General features: G+C 64.9%; 18 protein-coding genes. 3 read left to right on the top strand and 15 right to left on the bottom strand.

What is annotated here, in order from left to right:
• Window positions 1–76: 76 nt before the first annotated feature.
• The 11 genes from parC to rpoZ form a co-directional block, all read right to left on the bottom strand.
• Window positions 77–2,335: a DNA topoisomerase IV subunit A gene (gene parC, locus AB7290_RS18105; protein ID WP_085399874.1), complete on the bottom strand. Its 2,259-nt coding sequence runs from the start codon at window positions 2,333–2,335 to the stop codon at window positions 77–79.
• A gap of 60 nt (window positions 2,336–2,395) precedes the next feature.
• The gene (locus AB7290_RS18100) at window positions 2,396–2,674 is read right to left on the bottom strand and encodes a hypothetical protein (protein WP_071913189.1); all 279 of its coding nucleotides are present in this window, start codon (window positions 2,672–2,674) and stop codon (window positions 2,396–2,398) included.
• Window positions 2,675–2,778: 104 nt separating this feature from the next.
• Window positions 2,779–3,531 carry a DNA repair protein RecO gene (gene recO, locus AB7290_RS18095; RefSeq protein WP_085399875.1) on the bottom strand — a complete coding sequence of 251 codons (753 nt, stop codon included), beginning with the start codon at window positions 3,529–3,531 and terminating at the stop codon, window positions 2,779–2,781.
• A gap of 140 nt (window positions 3,532–3,671) precedes the next feature.
• The gene (locus AB7290_RS18090) at window positions 3,672–4,052 is read right to left on the bottom strand and encodes a hypothetical protein (RefSeq protein ID WP_085399876.1); all 381 of its coding nucleotides are present in this window, start codon (window positions 4,050–4,052) and stop codon (window positions 3,672–3,674) included.
• Between the two features lie 21 nt (window positions 4,053–4,073).
• Window positions 4,074–5,000 carry a GTPase Era gene (gene era / locus AB7290_RS18085; protein WP_085399877.1) on the bottom strand — a complete coding sequence of 309 codons (927 nt, stop codon included), beginning with the start codon at window positions 4,998–5,000 and terminating at the stop codon, window positions 4,074–4,076.
• Window positions 4,990–5,856 (bottom strand): ribonuclease III, encoded by an 867-nt coding sequence (gene rnc, locus AB7290_RS18080; protein ID WP_085399878.1) that lies wholly within the window; start codon window positions 5,854–5,856, stop codon window positions 4,990–4,992. The genes era and rnc overlap by 11 nt, the downstream gene beginning before the upstream one ends.
• The gene (gene lepB, locus AB7290_RS18075; protein WP_014494746.1) at window positions 5,853–6,617 is read right to left on the bottom strand and encodes a signal peptidase I; all 765 of its coding nucleotides are present in this window, start codon (window positions 6,615–6,617) and stop codon (window positions 5,853–5,855) included. Before lepB ends, rnc begins: the two co-directional genes overlap by 4 nt.
• Window positions 6,618–6,867: 250 nt before the next feature.
• Window positions 6,868–7,287, bottom strand: a complete 420-nt coding sequence (acpS, locus tag AB7290_RS18070; RefSeq protein ID WP_014494745.1) for a holo-ACP synthase — start codon at window positions 7,285–7,287, stop codon at window positions 6,868–6,870.
• Window positions 7,284–8,036, bottom strand: a complete 753-nt coding sequence (locus AB7290_RS18065; protein WP_085399879.1) for a pyridoxine 5'-phosphate synthase — start codon at window positions 8,034–8,036, stop codon at window positions 7,284–7,286. The genes acpS and AB7290_RS18065 overlap by 4 nt, the downstream gene beginning before the upstream one ends.
• Window positions 8,037–8,081: 45 nt before the next feature.
• A complete protein-coding gene (locus AB7290_RS18060; RefSeq protein WP_071913178.1) occupies window positions 8,082–10,367 on the bottom strand; it encodes a RelA/SpoT family protein in 2,286 nt (761 codons plus the stop codon).
• 207 nt (window positions 10,368–10,574) lie between these two features.
• Window positions 10,575–10,967 (bottom strand): DNA-directed RNA polymerase subunit omega, encoded by a 393-nt coding sequence (gene rpoZ, locus AB7290_RS18055; protein ID WP_014494742.1) that lies wholly within the window; start codon window positions 10,965–10,967, stop codon window positions 10,575–10,577.
• Window positions 10,968–11,296: 329 nt separating this feature from the next.
• On the opposite strand from rpoZ, the gene AB7290_RS18050 reads away from it, so the two are divergent.
• Together AB7290_RS18050 and AB7290_RS18045 are read left to right on the top strand one after the other, a co-directional pair.
• A complete protein-coding gene (locus AB7290_RS18050; protein WP_014494741.1) occupies window positions 11,297–11,944 on the top strand; it encodes a LabA-like NYN domain-containing protein in 648 nt (215 codons plus the stop codon).
• Window positions 11,925–12,599 carry a uracil-DNA glycosylase gene (locus tag AB7290_RS18045; RefSeq protein WP_085399881.1) on the top strand — a complete coding sequence of 225 codons (675 nt, stop codon included), beginning with the start codon at window positions 11,925–11,927 and terminating at the stop codon, window positions 12,597–12,599. The genes AB7290_RS18050 and AB7290_RS18045 overlap by 20 nt, the downstream gene beginning before the upstream one ends.
• On the opposite strand, the gene AB7290_RS18040 is transcribed toward AB7290_RS18045, so the two are convergent.
• From AB7290_RS18040 to dapA, 4 genes are read right to left on the bottom strand one after another with little or no spacing between them, the layout of a single operon-like run.
• Window positions 12,596–13,177, bottom strand: a complete 582-nt coding sequence (locus tag AB7290_RS18040) for a peroxiredoxin (protein WP_063982831.1) — start codon at window positions 13,175–13,177, stop codon at window positions 12,596–12,598. The genes AB7290_RS18045 and AB7290_RS18040 overlap by 4 nt on opposite strands.
• A gap of 17 nt (window positions 13,178–13,194) precedes the next feature.
• Window positions 13,195–13,668, bottom strand: a complete 474-nt coding sequence (gene smpB / locus AB7290_RS18035; protein WP_008133025.1) for an SsrA-binding protein SmpB — start codon at window positions 13,666–13,668, stop codon at window positions 13,195–13,197.
• A 59-nt stretch (window positions 13,669–13,727) separates the two neighbouring features.
• Window positions 13,728–14,141, bottom strand: coding sequence for a large conductance mechanosensitive channel protein MscL (mscL, locus tag AB7290_RS18030; RefSeq protein ID WP_063986320.1), 414 nt, complete (start codon window positions 14,139–14,141; stop codon window positions 13,728–13,730).
• 50 nt (window positions 14,142–14,191) lie between these two features.
• Window positions 14,192–15,082: a 4-hydroxy-tetrahydrodipicolinate synthase gene (gene dapA, locus AB7290_RS18025; RefSeq protein WP_085399882.1), complete on the bottom strand. Its 891-nt coding sequence runs from the start codon at window positions 15,080–15,082 to the stop codon at window positions 14,192–14,194.
• A 280-nt stretch (window positions 15,083–15,362) separates the two neighbouring features.
• Between dapA and AB7290_RS18020 the strand changes: the two genes are divergently transcribed.
• Window positions 15,363–17,759 carry a lytic transglycosylase domain-containing protein gene (locus AB7290_RS18020; RefSeq protein ID WP_354116166.1) on the top strand — a complete coding sequence of 799 codons (2,397 nt, stop codon included), beginning with the start codon at window positions 15,363–15,365 and terminating at the stop codon, window positions 17,757–17,759.
• The last annotated feature ends 53 nt before the right edge of the window (window positions 17,760–17,812 follow it).

Below are 17,812 nucleotides of genomic sequence, written 5' to 3'. Positions count from 1 at the left end.
CATGACACCTGTGTTGTGGGTCCCGGCTCTGCGCAGCAGCGTTTCACGCTGCAGCGCGTCCGGGACACGAGCCTGCTTACCCGATCACCTTGCCGAACTTGTTCGACTTCGGGAAACCCTTCGGCGGCATGCGGCCGGCATCCGCACGGGTGCCTTGCCACTCGGCAAGCTCCTTCATGGTCGCGGAGAATTCGCGGCCGGCGGAGTCCTTCCAGGTCAGGCCCGCCTTGGCCTCGAACACGGCGACGTCGGACAGGCCGCCGTCCTTGTACTTCTGCAGCCGCACGCCGCGACCGCGGGCCATCTCCGGCACCTGGTCGAGCGGGAAGATCAGCATCTTGCGGTTCTCGCCGATGACCGCGACGGTGTCGCCGATCACCTCGGTGACCGTGCGCGCCTCGTTCGGCATGTCGACGTTGAGGACTTGCTTGCCCTTCTTGGTCGTGCCGACGCAATCGTCCTCGTTGACGACGAAGCCCTGGCCCTCGTGGCTCGCGATCAGGAATTTGCGTCCGCCCTTGTTGACGAACAGCGCGACGGGGGCCGCCTCCTGCTCGAGGTCGATGAACAGACGGATCGGCTCGCCGTGGCCGCGACCGCCCGGAAGCTTTGCGACATCGAGCGAGTAGAATTTGCCGTTGGTGGCGAACAGCAGCAGCTTCGAGGTCGTCTCCGCGAAGAAGGCAAAACCGAGCTTGTCGTCCTGCTTGAAGGCCAGCCCCGAGAGATCCTCGACATGGCCCTTCATGGTGCGGATCCAGCCCTTGTCGGAGACCACGACCGTCACCGGCTCGCGCTCGACGAGGGCTTCTTCCATTGCGGCGAGGTCGTGCTCGGGCGCATCCGCAAAGGTGGTGCGGCGCTTGCCGAGCGGCGTCTTCGGTCCGAACATGTCGCGGACCTTGCCGACCTGCTCGCCGACCTTCTTCCACTGCTCCGGCTCCGAAGCGAGCACCGCGTTGATGCCCTTGAGCTCGGCGCGGAGGTTCTTTTCCTCGGTGCGGATCTCCATTTCCTCGAGCTTGCGCAAGCTGCGCAGGCGCATGTTGAGGATGGCCTCGGCCTGCACCTCGGTAAGCTTGAACGCCTTGATCAGCGCCGGCTTCGGCTCGTCCACGGTGCGGATGATCCTGATCACCTCGTCGAGGTTCAAGTACGCGATCAACAAACCGCCCAGAACTTCAAGCCGGTTTTCGATCTGCGCCTTGCGGAAGTTGGTCCGGCGGATCAGGACGTCGCGCAGATGGTCGAGCCATTCGCGCAGGCACTCCGCGAGCCCCACCACCTTGGGGATGCGGCCCTTGATCAGCACGTTGAGGTTCAGCGGAATCTTGTTTTCGAGCTCGGTCAGCCGGAACAACGATTCCATCATCAGGGCGGGATCGACGTTCTTCGACTTCGGCTCGATCACGATGCGGACGTCTTCGGCCGACTCGTCCCTGATGTCGCCGACCAGCGGCAGCTTCTTCTGGTCCAGCAGCTCGGCGACCTTCTCGATCAGGCGCGACTTCTGCACTAGGAAGGGAATCTCGGTGACGACGACGACCCAGGTGCCGCGCGTACCCTCTTCCTGCTCCCATCGCGCGCGAACACGGAACGAGCCGCGACCCGTCGTATAGGCTTCAGCGATCGCCTGCTTGGAATCGACGCAGATGCCGCCGGTCGGGAAATCCGGGCCCTTCACCCACTTCAGCAACACCTTGGATTTCGCGTCGGGCTTCTCGATCAGGTGCAGCGCGGCGTCGCAGAGCTCGGCCGCGTTGTGCGGCGGGATCGACGTCGCCATGCCGACCGCGATGCCTTGCGCGCCGTTGGCAAGCAGGTTCGGAAAGCCGCCGGGCAGCACGACCGGCTCTTTCGACTGGCCGTCGTAGTTGGGCCGGAACTCGACGCCGTCCTCGTCGATGCCCTCGAGCAGAAGCCGCGCGACGTCGGTCATGCGCGCTTCGGTGTAGCGGTAGGCAGCCGGGTTATCGCCGTCGATATTGCCGAAATTGCCCTGGCCGTCGACCAGCGGGTAGCGCGAGGAGAAATCCTGCGCGAGGCGTACCATGGCGTCGTAGATCGCCTGGTCGCCATGCGGATGGAACGAGCCCATCACGTCGCCGACGATCTTGGCGGATTTCTTGAACGCCGTGCCGGGGTCGAGCCGGAGCAGGCGCATGCCGTAGAGGATGCGCCGGTGCACCGGCTTCAGACCGTCGCGCGCATCCGGCAGCGCACGGTGCATGATGGTGGAGAGCGCATAGGCGAGATAGCGCTCTTCCAGCGCCTCACGCAGCGGCACCTCGTGAATTTCGGCCGGTTCCTCCGGCGGAATCAATCGTTTTCCCATGCCGCCCGGTTAAACCGTGGAAGCGAATCGGGCAAGGATCGATTGGTTCCCTGTGGGCGGCTATTGCCCTGCCCAGCCGGCGGTCACTGGCTGCTGGGTCTTGGCTTGCGCGGTGACCGGCGCATTCGTCAGGCAACGCCGGGCGACCTCGATTTCGGCCTCCGTTGCCCCCTTGGACCGCGCCCAACTCTCTGCGGCCGCAGCGGAATATTTCGCCACGTAATACCGGATCACGGTGCAGGATGCCCGGCGAAAGACACCCGGTTGCGGCTCGCCAGCCACGGCGTCAGGCGCGAACGCAAGCAACGCCGCCGACACGGCGAATCCCTTGATCAACATTTTTGGCTGTCCCCGTTGTGGAACCCTGCGAGGGCCAATTCAGCCAGGGGGATTTCGTTCCCGGGAAATATCATGCCCGCGGGCAAGGCAGAGGCGCCCTCAGGTCATGGCGCCGGAATAGCCGCCTTCGCCTGCTGCCGCGTCAGCGCATTGATGAAGCCGGCGCGCGCGTCGGAATGGCCCTGGCCGCGGGGCTCCAGCACATGGCGCAGCAGGAACAGGCCGGTGAGCCGGAAGCCATCCTGGAGATCCTGGTCGGTGAGGTCGCTCGCGGCCTCGCCACGACGCAGGAACGGCGGCAGGCGCAACAGCCGGTCGCGCCACGGTTCGCCGGCCCCGCGCGACACCGCGCCGCCGGATTTCGGCGAGACATAGATCAGGTCCGCGGTCTCGCCGGTCACCGCGCAGTTTTCCAGCGCGAGCCCGAAGCCGAGCTCGGCGAGCATCGCCAGCTCGAAATGGATGAGGTGCACGGCGGCACTGCCGATATCGTCGAAATCATCGAGCGAATGTTCGAGCATCGCGAAGATGTCTTCGTGCGGATCGCGCTCCGGCAGCAGCCGCGCAATCGAGGCGAGATGGGTGACGCCATAGACGCCGTGGGAGGATCCCAGCAGCGTCGCCGCGCGCAGCTTGAGGCCCTCAATCGCATAGGTGCCGAGATGCTCGTCGAGCCGCGCCCGCCACACCACACTGACGCTGTTGCCGGGCTGCAAGAGCGGCCGCATCCGCGAACCGGCGCCACCGCGCACGAGGCCGAGATGCCGGCCGTGCGCACGCGTCAGCAGCTCGACGATGGCGCTGCTCTCGCCATGCCGCCGCACGCCCAGCACGATGCCTTCGTCGGTCCATTCCATGGAACGGAGCTTATCGCATTTCAGGTGAGTGTAGGACGGGCAAAGCGAAGCGTGCCCACCAATTTGATCCGCAGCACGATTAGGTTGGGCACGGCGCGCAAGGGCGCGCCTTTGCCCACCCTACGGCATCGCGCAAGACGTTAGGCGTTGAACCAGCCCTGGGCGTCGCCGCTGAACGAGAAATACAGCCCCATCGCGGTCAGCACGCAGGAGACGATCTCGATGACGCTGTCGAGCTCCAGGCCCTTCTCGCCGATGATCTGGCCGAGCGAGATCACGGACAGCACGAGGGCCGCCGCCAGCACCCAGCGCGGCCAGTTCTTGCGCCAACGCGCAGCCAACCAGACGAAATAGACCAGCAGCAGGATCATGCCGCCGGCGAGCATGGTCGCCATCATGATCATCGGCTCGGTCATCTCGGCACTGGGCGTGCGGTCCTGCACCGCGACCGACAGGGCATCCAGCATCAATGACGCATAGAGCAGCGCTTCGAAGCGCCGGACGTTGCTGGGTACGCTCATCGGTGACCGATCTTTTCTTGGTTATTCTTTGGGAAATTCCAGGCCCATCTCGCGATAGCGATCGGGATCGTCGCCCCAGTTTTCGCGCACCTTGACGAACAGGAACAGGTGCACCGGCACGCCCAGGATCTCGCCGATCTCCTTGCGCGAGTCCGCGCCGATCGACTTGATGGTGGCGCCGCCTGCGCCCAGCACGATCTTGCGCTGGCTCTCGCGCTCGACGAAGATCGTCTGCTCGATGCGCACCGACTTGTCCTTGCGCTCCTCCCACTTGTCGGTCTCGACCGTGGATTGGTAGGGCAATTCCTGGTGCAGCTTGCGATAGATCTTCTCGCGCGTGATCTCGGCCGCAAGCTGCCGCATCGGCGCGTCCGACATTTGGTCTTCGGGGTAGAGGAACGGGCCCGGCGGCACGATTTCGGCCAGCGTATGCCTGAGGTCGTCGACGCCGTCGCCCGAGATCGCCGCGATCATGAAGGTCTTTGCAAAGGCCATGCGCTCGTTGGCGGCCTGCGCCAGCGCCAGCAGCTTCTCGCGCTGGACCAGATCGACCTTGTTGATGACCAGGATCTTCTCGTGCTTGACGCTGGCGACCTTGGTGAGGATCGCCTCGGCCTCTTCATCAATCCCGGCCTTGGCGTCGAGCAGCACGCAGACGAGGTCGGCGTCGTGCGCCCCGCTCCAGGCCGTCGAGACCATGGCGCGGTCGAGCCTGCGCTTGGGCAGGAAGATGCCGGGCGTGTCGACCAGGATGATCTGCGCGTTGTCCTCGATGACGATGCCGCGGATCAGCGCGCGCGTGGTCTGCACCTTGCGCGAGACGATCGTGACCTTGGCCCCGACCAGCGCATTGACCAGTGTGGATTTTCCGACATTCGGCGCGCCGATCAGCGCAACGAAGCCGCAGCGCGTTGCGGAGGGCGCCTCGCCGCTTGCTTCAGCCGTCATTGCCGCCGCCAACACCTTCACGTTCGATCATCACTGAGGCCGCCACCTTCTCCGCTGCACGCTTGCTGCCACCGATGCCTTCGGCCGACGCCAATCCCGGCAGATCCACCGCGACGCGGAACTGCGGATCGTGATGCGGGCCGGTGCGCTCGACCTCGCGGTAGACAGGCGTCGGCAGCCCCTTCCCCTGCGCCCATTCCTGCAGCACGGTCTTGGGATCGCGCAAGGGACGCCGCGGCTTGTGCATGCGTTCGGTCCAGTTGCGCCTGACGAATTCCGCCGCCGCCGCGTAGCCACCGTCGAGGAAGACGGCGCCGATCACGGCCTCGCAGATGTCGCCGAGCACGCTCTTGCGCAGGCGGGCATCGGCGCTCGGCCCGACCGAACCGAGCTTGACGTCGTCGAGCAGACCGAGCGACTTGGCAACGTCGGCGCAGCTCTCCTTGCGCACCAGTTCGGCAAGTCGCTTGGACAGCTCGCCCTCATCAGCATTCGGGAAGGCGTGATAGAGCATGTCGGAGACGACGAGCCCCAGCACATGGTCGCCCAGGAATTCCAGCCGCTGATAGCTGTCGCCGCGCTTGCGCCCCGACTTCAGCGCCGAGACATGCGTGATCGCCTGCATCAGCAGATTCGGATCGGCAAAGCTGTGGCCGATGCGCGCCTCGAGCGCCGCGTTCGCATCCGAGGCCTTGGCCTTGCTGCTGCGTACCCGCTTCTTCTTTGCAGGTGTCTTGGTTTCAGGTGTCTTGGTTTCAGGCGTCTTGGTCGCAAGCGTCTTGGTCGCCGCTTCGCGGTCGGCGCCCGCCGCGGGCTCGGTCGATTGGATCGGGATGTCCTTGGCTTCGTCTTTCATCGGACGATTTTGAAGAAACGGTTCCAGCGCACCGCCCAAGGCCAGCGCCAGAACATCCAGGCATGCTCGCCTTCGGCGATGGAGAAGAAGATCATCTGGGCGCGGCCGATCAAATTCTCCTGCGGCACGTAGCCGACCTGGCCGAGGAAACGGCTGTCGGTGGAGTTGTCACGGTTGTCGCCCATCATGAAGAAATGGCCCGGCGGCACGTTGTAGACGTTGGTGTTGTCCATGTAGCCGTTGTCGGCGCAGTCCAGCGTCTCATAGGACACGCCGTTCGGCAGCGTTTCCTTCCAGCGCTTCACCCGCGAGATGCCCCCGCCCTCGGAGCCGCAGGGATCCTCGCCGACAAATTCGCTCATGCGCTGCCGCTCGACCGGAGTGTCGTTGATGTAGAGCAGCCCATCCTTCATCTGGATGCGGTCGCCGGGAAGGCCGATGACGCGCTTGATGTAGTCGGTGGAGTCGTCCTTCGGCAGGCGGAACACGACGATGTCGCCGCGGTTCGGGTCCGAGCCCCAGATCCGCCCCGAGAACAGCGGCGGCGAGAACGGGATCGAGTAGTGGCTATAGCCGTAGGAATATTTTGAGACGAACAGATAGTCGCCGACCAGCAGCGTCGCCTTCATCGAGCCGGACGGAATGTTGAACGGCTGGAACAGGAACGTGCGGATCACGAGCGCGATCAGGAGAGCGTGGATCACGACGCGGATCGTTTCGCCGACGCCGCTTTCAGTTTTCGTTCCCGAAGTCACGCTCATTGCTCTCTCAATTCCGGCCGGCGGTCACAGAGCGCCCTCCTTCCGCGAACAGCCCATCGCTTCGCGGCCCAAGGAGATTGTCCTGATTCTGATAATGAGGGCCAATTCCGGCGTAAAGCCGAATTCGCCCAGCCTGATTTGCGTTCGCGGACTTTTAGACGGTTGTCGGGTGCCACGCAATCAAGGATCGCATCAAAACTGCATAAGACATTGATTTTTAATGTGAATTATAAAAACAGCCCGCCGACGGTCAGGGCTTGGCCAGCGGCACCGCGGAAATGATGACGAAGGCCTGCGCCAGCGGCCAGTCGTCGGTGATCGACAGGTCGATTTTCGCCTCGAACCCCTCGGGCGTCAGGGCCTGGAGCCGGGCCAGCGCCCCGCCCGTCAACTGCATGGTCGGCCGCCCTCCCGGCAGGTTGACCACCCCCATGTCGCGCCACCAGACACCGTTCCGGATGCCGGTACCTAGCGCCTTCGAGCAGGCCTCCTTGGCGGCGAAGCGCTTGGCGTAGGTTGCAACCACCATCTTCTCGCTCTTGGCGCGCCGCTCCGCCTTGGCCCGCTCGGCCGCGGTGAAGATGCGGTCGAGGAAACGTTCGCCATGGCGCTCGATCACCTTGCCGACGCGGGTGATGTCGATCAGGTCGGAGCCGATGCCGATGATCATGCCCGGCTCCGGCCGCGGTCCATCGCCGCGCGCATGCTGCGTACCGTCTCGGCGAGCCCGACGAACAGTGCCTCGCCGATCATGTAGTAGCCGATGTTGAGCTCCATGATCTCCGGCAGGGCCGCTATCGTCTCCGCCGTCGCATAGTCGAGCCCATGGCCCGCATGAACCTCGAGCCCCGCTTCCTTGGCCAGCTTCACCCCTGCCACGATCCGCTGCCATTCCGCCTCGGCCTTCGCGGTGTGCCCGTCGACGACGGCGTCGCACCAGGCCCCCGTGTGGATCTCGATCACGGGCGCACGCAGCCGTGCCGCCATCTCGATCTGCGCGGGATCGGCGGCGATGAACAGCGAGACCCGGATGCCCGCATCGTTCAGCCGTGCGATGTACGGCGCGAGCGCATTGTGCTGGCCGACGACGTCGAGGCCGCCTTCGGTCGTCACCTCCTGGCGGCGCTCGGGCACGAGGCACACCGCGTGCGGCTTCGTGGCGAGCGAGATGCGCATCATGTCGTCGGTCGCCGCCATCTCGAAATTGAGCGGCTTGGAGATCTCGGCCTTCAGCCGCGCCATGTCCTCGTCGCGGATGTGCCGGCGATCCTCGCGCAAGTGAGCGGTGATGCCGTCGGCGCCGGCCTCGATCGCCAGCAGCGCGGCACGCACCGGATCGGGATGGCGGCCGCCGCGCGCGTTACGCACGGTTGCGACGTGGTCGATATTGACGCCGAGGCGGAGCGGAGAAGCGGACATTTCAGGACTCACGAAATCGGGGAGACGGACGCATGCGAGAGGCGTCTATCCATTAACACGTTCGACACGGGCCACGACCGCCTTGGCGCGCAACTGGGCGAGGATCGCGCTCAGATGCTTGAGATCGTAGACCTCGAGGTCGATCGTCGTCTCCGTGAAATCGGGCGAGCGGCGCTGCATGCTGATGTTGTCGATGTTACCGTCGTGCTCGGCGATCACGGTCGCGATCTGTGCCAGCGCGCCGGGCTCGTTGACGTTCTCGACCTTGATACGGGCCGGGAAGCGCTGCGGCGCGGAATCCTCGATGTCCCAGCGCACGTCGAGCCAGCGCTCCGGCTCCTCCTCGAAATCCTTCAGGGCCGGCGCCTGGATCGGGTAGATCGTTATCCCCTCGCCCGGCGTGACGATGCCGACGATGCGGTCCCCGGGCACGGCGCCGCCGTTTGGCGCGAACTTCACCGGCAGGTCGGAATTGATGCCGCGGATCGGGATCGCGACCGGGCTGCGCGGCGGCTCCGACGACTTCTCCCTGAGCTTGGCGGCGAGCCCCTTCTTGACGCCGTAGCGCGCGATGCGCTCCTCCTTGTAGTCGGGATACATCGCACGCGCGACGTGGGAGGCCTTGATCTCGCCGCGACCGACCGCCGCCATGACGTCCTCGATCGAGGTGCGCGCCAGCCGCGGCAGCGCGCCCTTGAGCTTGTCGTCGGCATATTCGATCTTGGCGCGCTCGAACAGGCGCTCGACGATACGCCGGCCGAGACCGACATATTGGTCGCGCACCGCGGTCCTGGTGGCGCGGCGGATCGCGGCGCGCGCCTTGCCGGTGACCGCGAGCGTTTCCCAGGCCGAGGGCGGCGCCGCTTGGGCCTCCGAGGTCAGCACCTCGACCTCGTCGCCGTTCTGGAGCTCCGAGGAGAGCGGCGCGAACTGGCCGTTGATCTTGCAGCCGACGGCGCTGTTGCCGACGTCGGTGTGCACGGCATAGGCGAAGTCGATCACATTGGCATGGCGCGGCAGCGCGATCAGCTTGCCCTTCGGGGTGAAGCAGAACACCTGGTCGTGGAACAGCTCGAGCTTGGTGTGCTCGAGGAATTCCTCGGGGTTGGCGCTCTCCGAGAGGATGCCGATGGTGTGGCGCAACCAGGCGAACGCATTGGACTCGCGCTTGAGAAACTCGGTCGGCGAGCCCACGTCTTCCTTGTAGAACACGTGTGCGGCGATGCCGCGCTCGGCGATCTGGTCCATCGCCTCGGTACGGATCTGCAGCTCGACGCGCTGGTTGCCGGGGCCGATCACGGTGGTGTGGATCGAGCGGTAGTCGTTCTGCTTCGGCGTCGAGATGTAGTCCTTGAAACGCCCGGGCACGACCGGCCAATTGGTGTGGACGATGCCGAGCGCGCGATAGCAGGCCTCGATGTCGTTGACTACGAGGCGGAAGCCGAAGATGTCGGACAATTGCTCGAAGCCGACCGACTTGCGTTCCATCTTGGTCCAGATCGAGAACGGCTTCTTGCGGCGGCCATAGACCCGCGCGCCGAGCCCCCGGTGGCGCAGATTGTTGGAGAGCTGGTCCTCGATCTCGCCGATCAGGTTGCGGTTGCGCTCGGCGAGCGCGTCGAGCCGCTGCATCACCACCGAATAGGCTTCCGGATCGAGGGTGCGGAAGGACAAATCCTCCAGCTCCTCGCGCATTTCCTGCATGCCCATGCGCCCGGCCAGCGGCGCATAGATGTCGAGCGTCTCCTCGGCAATGCGCCGTCGCGACTCCGGCGGCACGAAGTCCAGCGTACGCATGTTGTGCAGGCGGTCGGCGAGCTTGACCAGCAGAACGCGGACATCGTCGGCAATGGCCAGCAACAATTTGCGCAGGTTCTCGGCCTGCTTGGCCTCGCGCGACACCAGCTCCAGCCGCTTCAGCTTGGTCAGGCCTTCGACCAGCGCGCCGATCTCGGGCCCGAAGATCTGGTCGATCTCGGCACGCGTCGCCTCGGTGTCCTCGATCGTGTCGTGCAGCAGGGCAGCCACGATGGTGGCGTCGTCGAGCTTCAGATCGGTGAGAATCGCCGCCACTTCGAGCGGGTGCGAGAAATACGGATCGCCCGAGGCACGTGTCTGCGAGCCGTGCGCCTTCATGGCGTAGACATAGGCGCGGTTCAGCAGGTCTTCGTTGGTATTGGGATTGTAGGACCTGACGCGCTCGACGAGGTCATATTGACGCATCATGCGCGCGCGAGGCTTGGCCGGGCGCCCCACCGGCGCAGTCGGGGCCACGGCAACCGATTCGGTTGCGGCCAGCATCTGCGTTTGTCTCCGGCGCCGATACACCATGCCATCCTGCCTTCAAACGGACCATGAGCTGCCCGTTGCATACATCTTAGCCCCGATCGCGCGTGCGTCCGATCAATTCGGTGACAGGCAAGCAACGCGATGCGGCAACGCTATGGTAACCACGAAAACGCCAACAAAAGCAAAGGCCCGAACACGGGTTCGGGCCTCTGATAAGATCACAAGAAATCGACGACTGCGACGGGACGATTACTCGTCCTCCTCGGGCTGTTCTTCCGGCGGCGCGAGGCCCTCGAGGCCCTTCAGGAGCTCCTCTTCGGTCATGCGCTCAACGGCAACTTCGGTATCGTCGGCATCGACGCTGGCACCGGCGGAACCGATCAGCGGGACCGTATCGGGCTCGGGCTCGTCGACCTCGACGAATTTCTGGAGCGAGTGGACCAGCTCCTCGCGGAGGTCCTCCGGCGAGATGGTTTCGTCCGCAATTTCGCGTAAAGACACAACGGGGTTCTTGTCGTTATCGCGGTCAACCGTTAGTTGTGAACCGGACGAAATCATGCGGGCCCGGTGGGCGGCCAGCAGGACCAGGTCAAACCGGTTGTCGACCTTGTCGATACAATCTTCTACGGTGACGCGAGCCATGGACTGTCGCTCCGTTGTGGGTGGGACGAAATATGTGGATGATTGGGGCTAGTTATAGGGGACAGGGCGATTTCGCAAGGCCAATTTGTGATTTGGCCTCGCCAAACGGCTCTGCTACCCCCACATTGGGGCTGGGATGGGTGGTTTGCCGGGCTGCTATTGAGGGTGGCACCGGGCGTATGCAGGTCCGCCATAACTATACCTTGATTGCCACGACTTCTCCGGATTTGCGGTTTCGACGGGCTTCGGCGGCACCATAGACCTGCGCGGCTTGCTGTCGCCGCGCCAACAATAAACGATCAATCACGAACGCTACGCGAGCAAACTGAATGTCACCTTCTGCCACTAACAAGATCGCGCTCTTCATCGATGGGGCCAATCTCTACGCGACGGCGAAAACTCTGGGCTTCGACATCGACTACAAGCGCCTGCTGAAGGAGTTTCAGAGCCGCGGGACGCTGTTGCGGGCGTTCTACTACACCGCGATCATCGAGGATCAGGAGTACTCCTCGATCCGCCCGCTGATCGACTGGCTCGACTACAACGGCTACACGGTCGTCACCAAGGCGACCAAGGAGTTCATCGACGCCTCCGGCCGCCGCAAGGTCAAGGGCAACATGGACATCGAGCTCGCCGTGGACGCCATGGAGCTCGCCGAGCACATCGACCAGATGGTGCTGTTCTCGGGTGACGGCGACTTCCGCTCCCTGGTCGAAGCCGTCCAGCGCCGCGGTGTCCGGGTCACCGTGATCTCCACCATCGCGAGCCAGCCGCCGATGATCGCCGACGAGCTGCGCCGCCAGGCCGACGTCTTCACCGACCTAGTCGAGCTGCAATCCAAGCTCGGCCGCGACCCGTCCGAACGACCCGCCCCGCGTGACCGCGGCGAGCGTGGCGAGGGACGCCATCACGCCCCGCAGTTCCTCCAGCGCGCGACCACGATGGCGCCGAGGGGCGATGACGACTTCGAGGAGTGAGGCGGCCCGGTCAAGCCGCCAGCCTCTCACCCTCGTTCCCGACCGTGACTGTCCGCTTTGTCCGCGCCTGGTCGCCTTTCGCGAGGCGAACCGCGCGCGCGAGCCGTTGTGGCACAACGCGCCGGTCCCCCCCTTCGGCGACATCAAGGCGCGCCTGCTGATCGTCGGCCTTGCACCAGGCATGCAGGGCGCCAACCGCACCGGCCGCCCCTTCACCGGCGACTATGCCGGCGACCTGCTCTACGCCACGCTGCTCGAATACGGCTTCGCCAAGGGCACCTATCAGGCGCGGCCCGACGACGGCCTGAAGCTGGTCGACTGCCGGATCGCCAATGCCGTGCATTGCGTTCCGCCACAAAACAAGCCGCTGCCGGTCGAGATCAACACCTGCCGCCAGTTCCTCGGGGCTACCCTCGCGACGATGCCGAAGCTGCGCGCGATCGTCGCGCTCGGACGGATTGCGCACGACACGGTGCTCAAGCCGCTGAACCTGAAGGCCTCGCAAGCTCCCTTCGGCCACGGCGCCGTGCATCAGGCCGGCGCATTCAGGCTCTACGACAGCTATCATTGCTCGCGCTACAACACGAACACCGGCGTGCTGACGACGGACATGTTCCGCAGCGTGTTCGCGAAGGTGAAGGCCGACCTGGACTAGGGCTCGGCTGGATTGGCCTTCAGCCAGTCCAGGACGTCGCCGGCGTTCCGATCGGGCGGAAACACCGGATAGAACACATGGGTGACCTTGGCGTCGTCGATGATCAGCGCAAGGCGCTTGATCAAGGTCAGGCCAGCGACCTCCATGGTCGGCAGATTGAGGGCGCGCGTCAGCGCCAGCTTCTCGTCCGACAGCACGGGGAACGGCAGGTGCAGCCGCGACGCCATCTCGGTCTGGTACGCGTTGCTCTGGGTCGAGAGGCCGTACACCTGCGCGGCGCCGGCAGCTTTCAGCTCGGCAAACAGATCACGAAACGCGCAAGTCTGCGGCGTGCAACCGCGCGCGCCCGGGATCATGTCCCAATCGTCGACCAGCCCGATCTTGCCGGGCTCGCCGGTGCGCGGATAGGCGAACACCACGGTCCGGCCGGAGAGCGCTGACAGATTCACCGACGTATCGTCGGTCGCGAGCAGGCTGACCGGAGGCAAGGTCATGCCCTTGAGATGCGCGGCGCCGCCGTCGTCGGCGGGTGCGGGAATCTGGCTCCAATCGACCTCGAGCAGGTTCTTCTGAGTCATCCGCCAACCTCTTGCCGCTATCCCCTCGCCCGCAACAGTCGGCCCTTCTCCCGGCTCCAGTCGCGCTTCTTCTCGGACTCGCGCTTGTCGTGCAGCTTCTTACCCTTTGCAACCGCCAGCTGCAGCTTGGCCCGCCCGCGCTCGTTGAAATAGAGCTTGAGCGGGATCAGCGTCATGCCTTCGCGGTCGACCGCGCCCATCAGCTTGTTGATCTGCTTGCGATGCAGAAGCAGCTTTCGCGGCCGCTTGGGCTCGTGATTGAAGCGGTTGCCCTGGAGATATTCGGGAATGGTGGCGTTGATCAGCCAAATCTCGCCGTCCTTGGAATCGGCGTAGGACTCCGCGATCGTGCTCTTGCCGTTGCGGATCGATTTGACCTCGGTGCCGGTGAGCGCAATGCCCGCCTCGATCGTGTCTTCGATCGCATAGTTGAAGCGGGCCTTGCGATTTTCCGCCATGACCTTGATAGGACGTTCGTTCTTATCGGCCATAACAGACAATTCCGGTCGAGATGCGCGCGTAAGCTAACAGTTTGGATGAAGCGCGCGCGTCACTTCTTGAGGAGATCGCGGATCTCGGTCAGCAGTTCGACCTCGGCCGACGGTTTTGCCGGAGCCGCAGGCGCCGCCTCCTCCTTGCGCTTCAGCGTGTTCATGGCGCGGATCACCAGGAACAACACGAAGGCGACGATGATGAAGTTGATCGTCAGCGTCAGGAAGCTGCCGTAAGCAAGTACTGCACCTTGCTTTTTCGCATCCGCTAAGTTGGTGGCGGTCACCGCCTTCGACAAGGGGGCGAAGTAGTTCGAGAAGTCGAGGCCGCCGGTCGCGGCGCCGATGATCGGCATGATGACGTCACCGACCAGCGACGTGACGATGGCGCCGAAGGCCGCACCAATGATGACGCCGACGGCGAGGTCGACGACGTTGCCTTTCATGGCGAACTCGCGGAACTCCGTGAGCATCTTCCTGCCCTTCTCGTCGACGCTCATGAACGGCTCTCCGGTTGGCTAAATCAGTTGATCAGCCCAGCATGAACCATCGCGCTGCGCACGGCAACGCGCGTCGGCTCGGTGACCGGAACCATCGGCAGGCGCAGCGTCTCGTCCAGCTTGCCGAGCAGCGACATCGCGTACTTGATCGGCGCCGGATTGCTCTCGATGAAGAGGTTGTTGTGCAGCGGCATCAGCTTGTCGTGGATTGCGAGCGCCGCCTTGGTATCGCCCTTCGCCCAGGCGGCCTGGAATTCCGAGCACAGGCGCGGCGCGACGTTCGAGGTCACCGAGATGCAGCCATGGCCGCCATGCGCCATGTAGCCGAGGATGGTCGCGTCCTCGCCAGAGAGCTGGTTGAAATCCTCGCCCATCGCCGCGCGCTGCTGCGAGACGCGGACCATGCTGGCGGTGGCGTCCTTGACGCCGGCGATGTTCTTCAGCTCCCACAGCCGCTTCATGGTCTCGACCGACATGTCGATCACCGAGCGCGGCGGAATGTTGTAGATGATGATCGGGATGCCGATCGCATCATTGATCGCCTTGAAGTGCTGGTACATCCCTTCCTGGGTCGGCTTGTTGTAATAGGGCGTCACAACCAGCACGGCGTCCGCGCCGGCCTTCTCGGCGTGCTGCGCGAGCTCGATCGCCTCTTTCGTCGAATTGGAGCCGGCACCCGCGACCACGGGTACGCGCCCCTTGGCTTCAGCGATGCACCATTCGACGACCTTCTTGTGCTCGTCATGGCTGAGTGTCGGGCTCTCGCCGGTGGTGCCGACCGGGACCAGGCCGTTGGTGCCTTCCGAGATCTGCCAGTTGACCAGCGAGCGGAACGCCGCCTCGTCCAGCGAGCCGTTCTTGAACGGCGTAACCAAGGCGGTGAACGATCCCCGGAATTTCGTCTTGGCTGCCATGGACTTCCTCCGTACGCGGCTATCTCTTGAGCAAGCTGCATTCATATCGGGTCTATCCCGCCGGTAAAAGACCCGCTTCCGTGTGACGCACCGTTTAGGCCGCGATTTTGCCGCGGTGGTGGTGCAAACTGGGCAAAGGTAAGCAGCTGTTGGTATTTTGTCCGCATATTCAAGCGAATACAGCTAGGTCTTGAGCCAACTGACTGATTCGGGGCGACCAAACGCCGTGACCTCCTTTCCTCGTTCCGCATGGCGATCCACCGGTCTGGCCGTGTGCCTCATGGCCGGGCTGTCGGTCGGCTGCGCCGCCCTGGCCAAGTCCAATGAGACAACCGCGGACGGCGCCAAGGACACCGCGAAGCCGGCGGCCAAGGACGCCGCGAAGGGATCAGCCAAAGAAACAACGAAGGGAACCGGCAAGGAAACACTGAAGGGCGCGAGCAAGGGAGCGGCTGGCGCCCCGGCCAAGGATGCCGCGAAGAAACCCGGCAAGGATGCTGGCAAGGACGCCGCCAAGGATGCAGGCAAGAGCGCCGGCAAGGAACCCGCCAAGGACAAGCCCAAGCCCGCAGCCGCCGCGCCAAAATCACAGCCGGCCGCCAATGGCTCGCCCCCCAAGACCGCACCCGCGCCGGCCGTGACGGCTACCGTCAGGCCTGCCGCCCCGGCGCCTGTCGCCAAACCCGTCGCAGCTCCTCTGCTTGCGCCGGCGACCCGCCAGCACGCCACGCCGCGCAAGCCAGTCACGCCGGCCGCGGTCGCTGCGACCTCCTCGACGTCGCAAGCCGACAAGGACACGCTCGAGAACGTCATCGAGCTCGTGCGCAAGCGCAAGGCGGCCGACGCCACCAATTACGCTTCCTCGATCTCGGATCCCGTCGCACGAAAGCTCGCCGAATGGATCATCCTGCGCAGCGAGGACAATGGCGCGACCGTGGAACGCTATCGCGCCTTCCTCTCCGCCAATCCGAGCTGGCCGTCGCAGACCTTCCTGCGCCGGCGCCTGGAGGCCGCGATGTGGGACGACAGGCGCGACGATTCGGTCGCGTGGTCGTGGTTCGAGAATGAATCGCCTGTGTCCGCCAAGGGCCGCTTCACGCTCGCCAAGGCGATGCTGGCGCGGGGCGACCGCGCCAATGCCGAGCGGCTGGTGCGCGAGGCCTGGCGCAGTGATCCGATGTCGGAGGAGACCGAGAACAACGCGCTCGACCAGTTCGGCGCCCTGCTGACGCCGGGCGACCAGAAGGCGCGGATGGACACCTTGCTCTACGGCAGCGAGAACGAAGCCGCGCTCCGCGCCGCAAAACGCCTCGGCGCCGGCTATGTCGCGCTGGCCAAGGCCCGCATCGCCTCCGTCAAGAAGGCGCCGAATGCGCGCGCGCTGCTCGACGCCGTGCCGCGCGAGCTGCACAACGATCCCGGCTTCATCTTCAGCAAGATCCAGCTCCTGCGCCGCGAGGAGAAGTTTGCCGAAGCCGCCCAGCTGATGCTGTCGGCGCCGAAGGATCCGAACCGGCTCTACAATCTCGATGAATGGTGGATCGAGCGGCGCCTGCTGGCGCGCAAGATGATCGACACCGAGGAATTCCGCAGCGCCTATCTGATCGCGCGCGACGCGGCCCTGCCCTCGCGCGACATCTACAAGACCGAGCAGGAGTTCACCGCCGGCTGGATCGCGCTGCGCTTCCTCAACGACCCCGCCGCCGCCACCCAGCATTTCGCCCGCATCGGCGTCGGCAGCGTCAATCCGACCACGCTGGCGCGCGCCGGCTATTGGCAGGGCCGCGCGGCCGAAGCGGCGGGCCGCCAGCAGGAGGCGCGCAACGCCTACGCGCGGGCGGCCGAGCAATCCACCAGCTATTACGGCCAGCTCGCGCGCGCAAAGCTCGGCCTGCCGCAGATCGAGCTCAACAGCCAGCCGCGCGGCCGTGGCGCCGAACGGCTGGAGATCGTGCGCGCCGCGCACCTGCTCTACGAGCTCGACGAACGGGAGATGGCGATACCTGTTCTCGCCGACATGGGCGAGAACGGCGATCCCGAGGCGCTTGCCGGCCTTGGCGAGCTCACCCAGCGCTACAGCGACGCGCGCGGCATGCTGCTGCTCGGCAAGGCTGCGCTCAACCGCGGCCTCCCCTTCGACTTCTACGCCTATCCCGTCAACGGCATTCCGCAGTTCACGCCGATCGGCCCCGAGGTCGAGCGCAGCATCGTCTATGCGATCGCGCGGCAGGAAAGCGCGTTCAACCCCTCCGTGGTCTCGCCGGCGCAGGCTTACGGCCTGATGCAGGTGACGCCGGACGCCGCGCGTTACGTCTGCAAGCGGCACGGCGCGACCTACGATCTGGGGCGGCTGAAGAACGATTCGGTCTACAACGCCACGCTCGGCTCAGCCGAGCTCGGCGGACTGCTCGAGGACTACCGCGGCTCCTACATCATGACCTTTGCCGCCTACAATGCCGGCCGCGGCAGCGTGAAGAAATGGGTCGACCGCTACGGCGACCCGCGCGATCCCAAGGTCGACGCGGTCGACTGGGTCGAGCTGATTCCGTTCTCCGAGACGCGCAACTACGTGCAGCGGATCATGGAGAATCTTCAGGTCTACCGCGCCCGCTTCGGCGGCGGCACACGGTTGCAGATCGAGGCTGACCTGCGCCGCGGCACCGGCAGCGTGGAATAGAGCCATCCTCCTGTGCGCTCCCGATTGACCGCCGAGAGCGTCGGCGGCGAGCG

The organism is Bradyrhizobium sp. 613_E4_N2_2 (genome assembly GCF_052075995.1).
GTDB classification, from domain to species: domain Bacteria; phylum Pseudomonadota; class Alphaproteobacteria; order Rhizobiales; family Xanthobacteraceae; genus Bradyrhizobium; species Bradyrhizobium barranii.
The sequence above is the reverse complement of the archived record's forward strand: the minus strand, read 5'-3'. Positions and strand labels throughout refer to the sequence as shown.

Coding starts and splice junctions, on each gene's coding strand:
- parC (WP_085399874.1), bottom strand. CDS start 2,335: ATGGGAAAACGATTGATTCCGCCGGAGGAACCGGCCGAAATTCACGAG.
- AB7290_RS18100 (WP_071913189.1), bottom strand. CDS start 2,674: ATGTTGATCAAGGGATTCGCCGTGTCGGCGGCGTTGCTTGCGTTCGCG.
- recO (WP_085399875.1), bottom strand. CDS start 3,531: ATGGAATGGACCGACGAAGGCATCGTGCTGGGCGTGCGGCGGCATGGC.
- AB7290_RS18090 (WP_085399876.1), bottom strand. CDS start 4,052: ATGAGCGTACCCAGCAACGTCCGGCGCTTCGAAGCGCTGCTCTATGCG.
- era (WP_085399877.1), bottom strand. CDS start 5,000: ATGACGGCTGAAGCAAGCGGCGAGGCGCCCTCCGCAACGCGCTGCGGC.
- rnc (WP_085399878.1), bottom strand. CDS start 5,856: ATGAAAGACGAAGCCAAGGACATCCCGATCCAATCGACCGAGCCCGCG.
- lepB (WP_014494746.1), bottom strand. CDS start 6,617: ATGAGCGTGACTTCGGGAACGAAAACTGAAAGCGGCGTCGGCGAAACG.
- acpS (WP_014494745.1), bottom strand. CDS start 7,287: ATGATCATCGGCATCGGCTCCGACCTGATCGACATCACCCGCGTCGGC.
- AB7290_RS18065 (WP_085399879.1), bottom strand. CDS start 8,036: ATGTCCGCTTCTCCGCTCCGCCTCGGCGTCAATATCGACCACGTCGCA.
- AB7290_RS18060 (WP_071913178.1), bottom strand. CDS start 10,367: ATGGTGTATCGGCGCCGGAGACAAACGCAGATGCTGGCCGCAACCGAA.
- rpoZ (WP_014494742.1), bottom strand. CDS start 10,967: ATGGCTCGCGTCACCGTAGAAGATTGTATCGACAAGGTCGACAACCGG.
- AB7290_RS18050 (WP_014494741.1), top strand. CDS start 11,297: ATGTCACCTTCTGCCACTAACAAGATCGCGCTCTTCATCGATGGGGCC.
- AB7290_RS18045 (WP_085399881.1), top strand. CDS start 11,925: ATGACGACTTCGAGGAGTGAGGCGGCCCGGTCAAGCCGCCAGCCTCTC.
- AB7290_RS18040 (WP_063982831.1), bottom strand. CDS start 13,177: ATGACTCAGAAGAACCTGCTCGAGGTCGATTGGAGCCAGATTCCCGCA.
- smpB (WP_008133025.1), bottom strand. CDS start 13,668: ATGGCCGATAAGAACGAACGTCCTATCAAGGTCATGGCGGAAAATCGC.
- mscL (WP_063986320.1), bottom strand. CDS start 14,141: ATGCTCACGGAGTTCCGCGAGTTCGCCATGAAAGGCAACGTCGTCGAC.
- dapA (WP_085399882.1), bottom strand. CDS start 15,082: ATGGCAGCCAAGACGAAATTCCGGGGATCGTTCACCGCCTTGGTTACG.
- AB7290_RS18020 (WP_354116166.1), top strand. CDS start 15,363: ATGGCCGGGCTGTCGGTCGGCTGCGCCGCCCTGGCCAAGTCCAATGAG.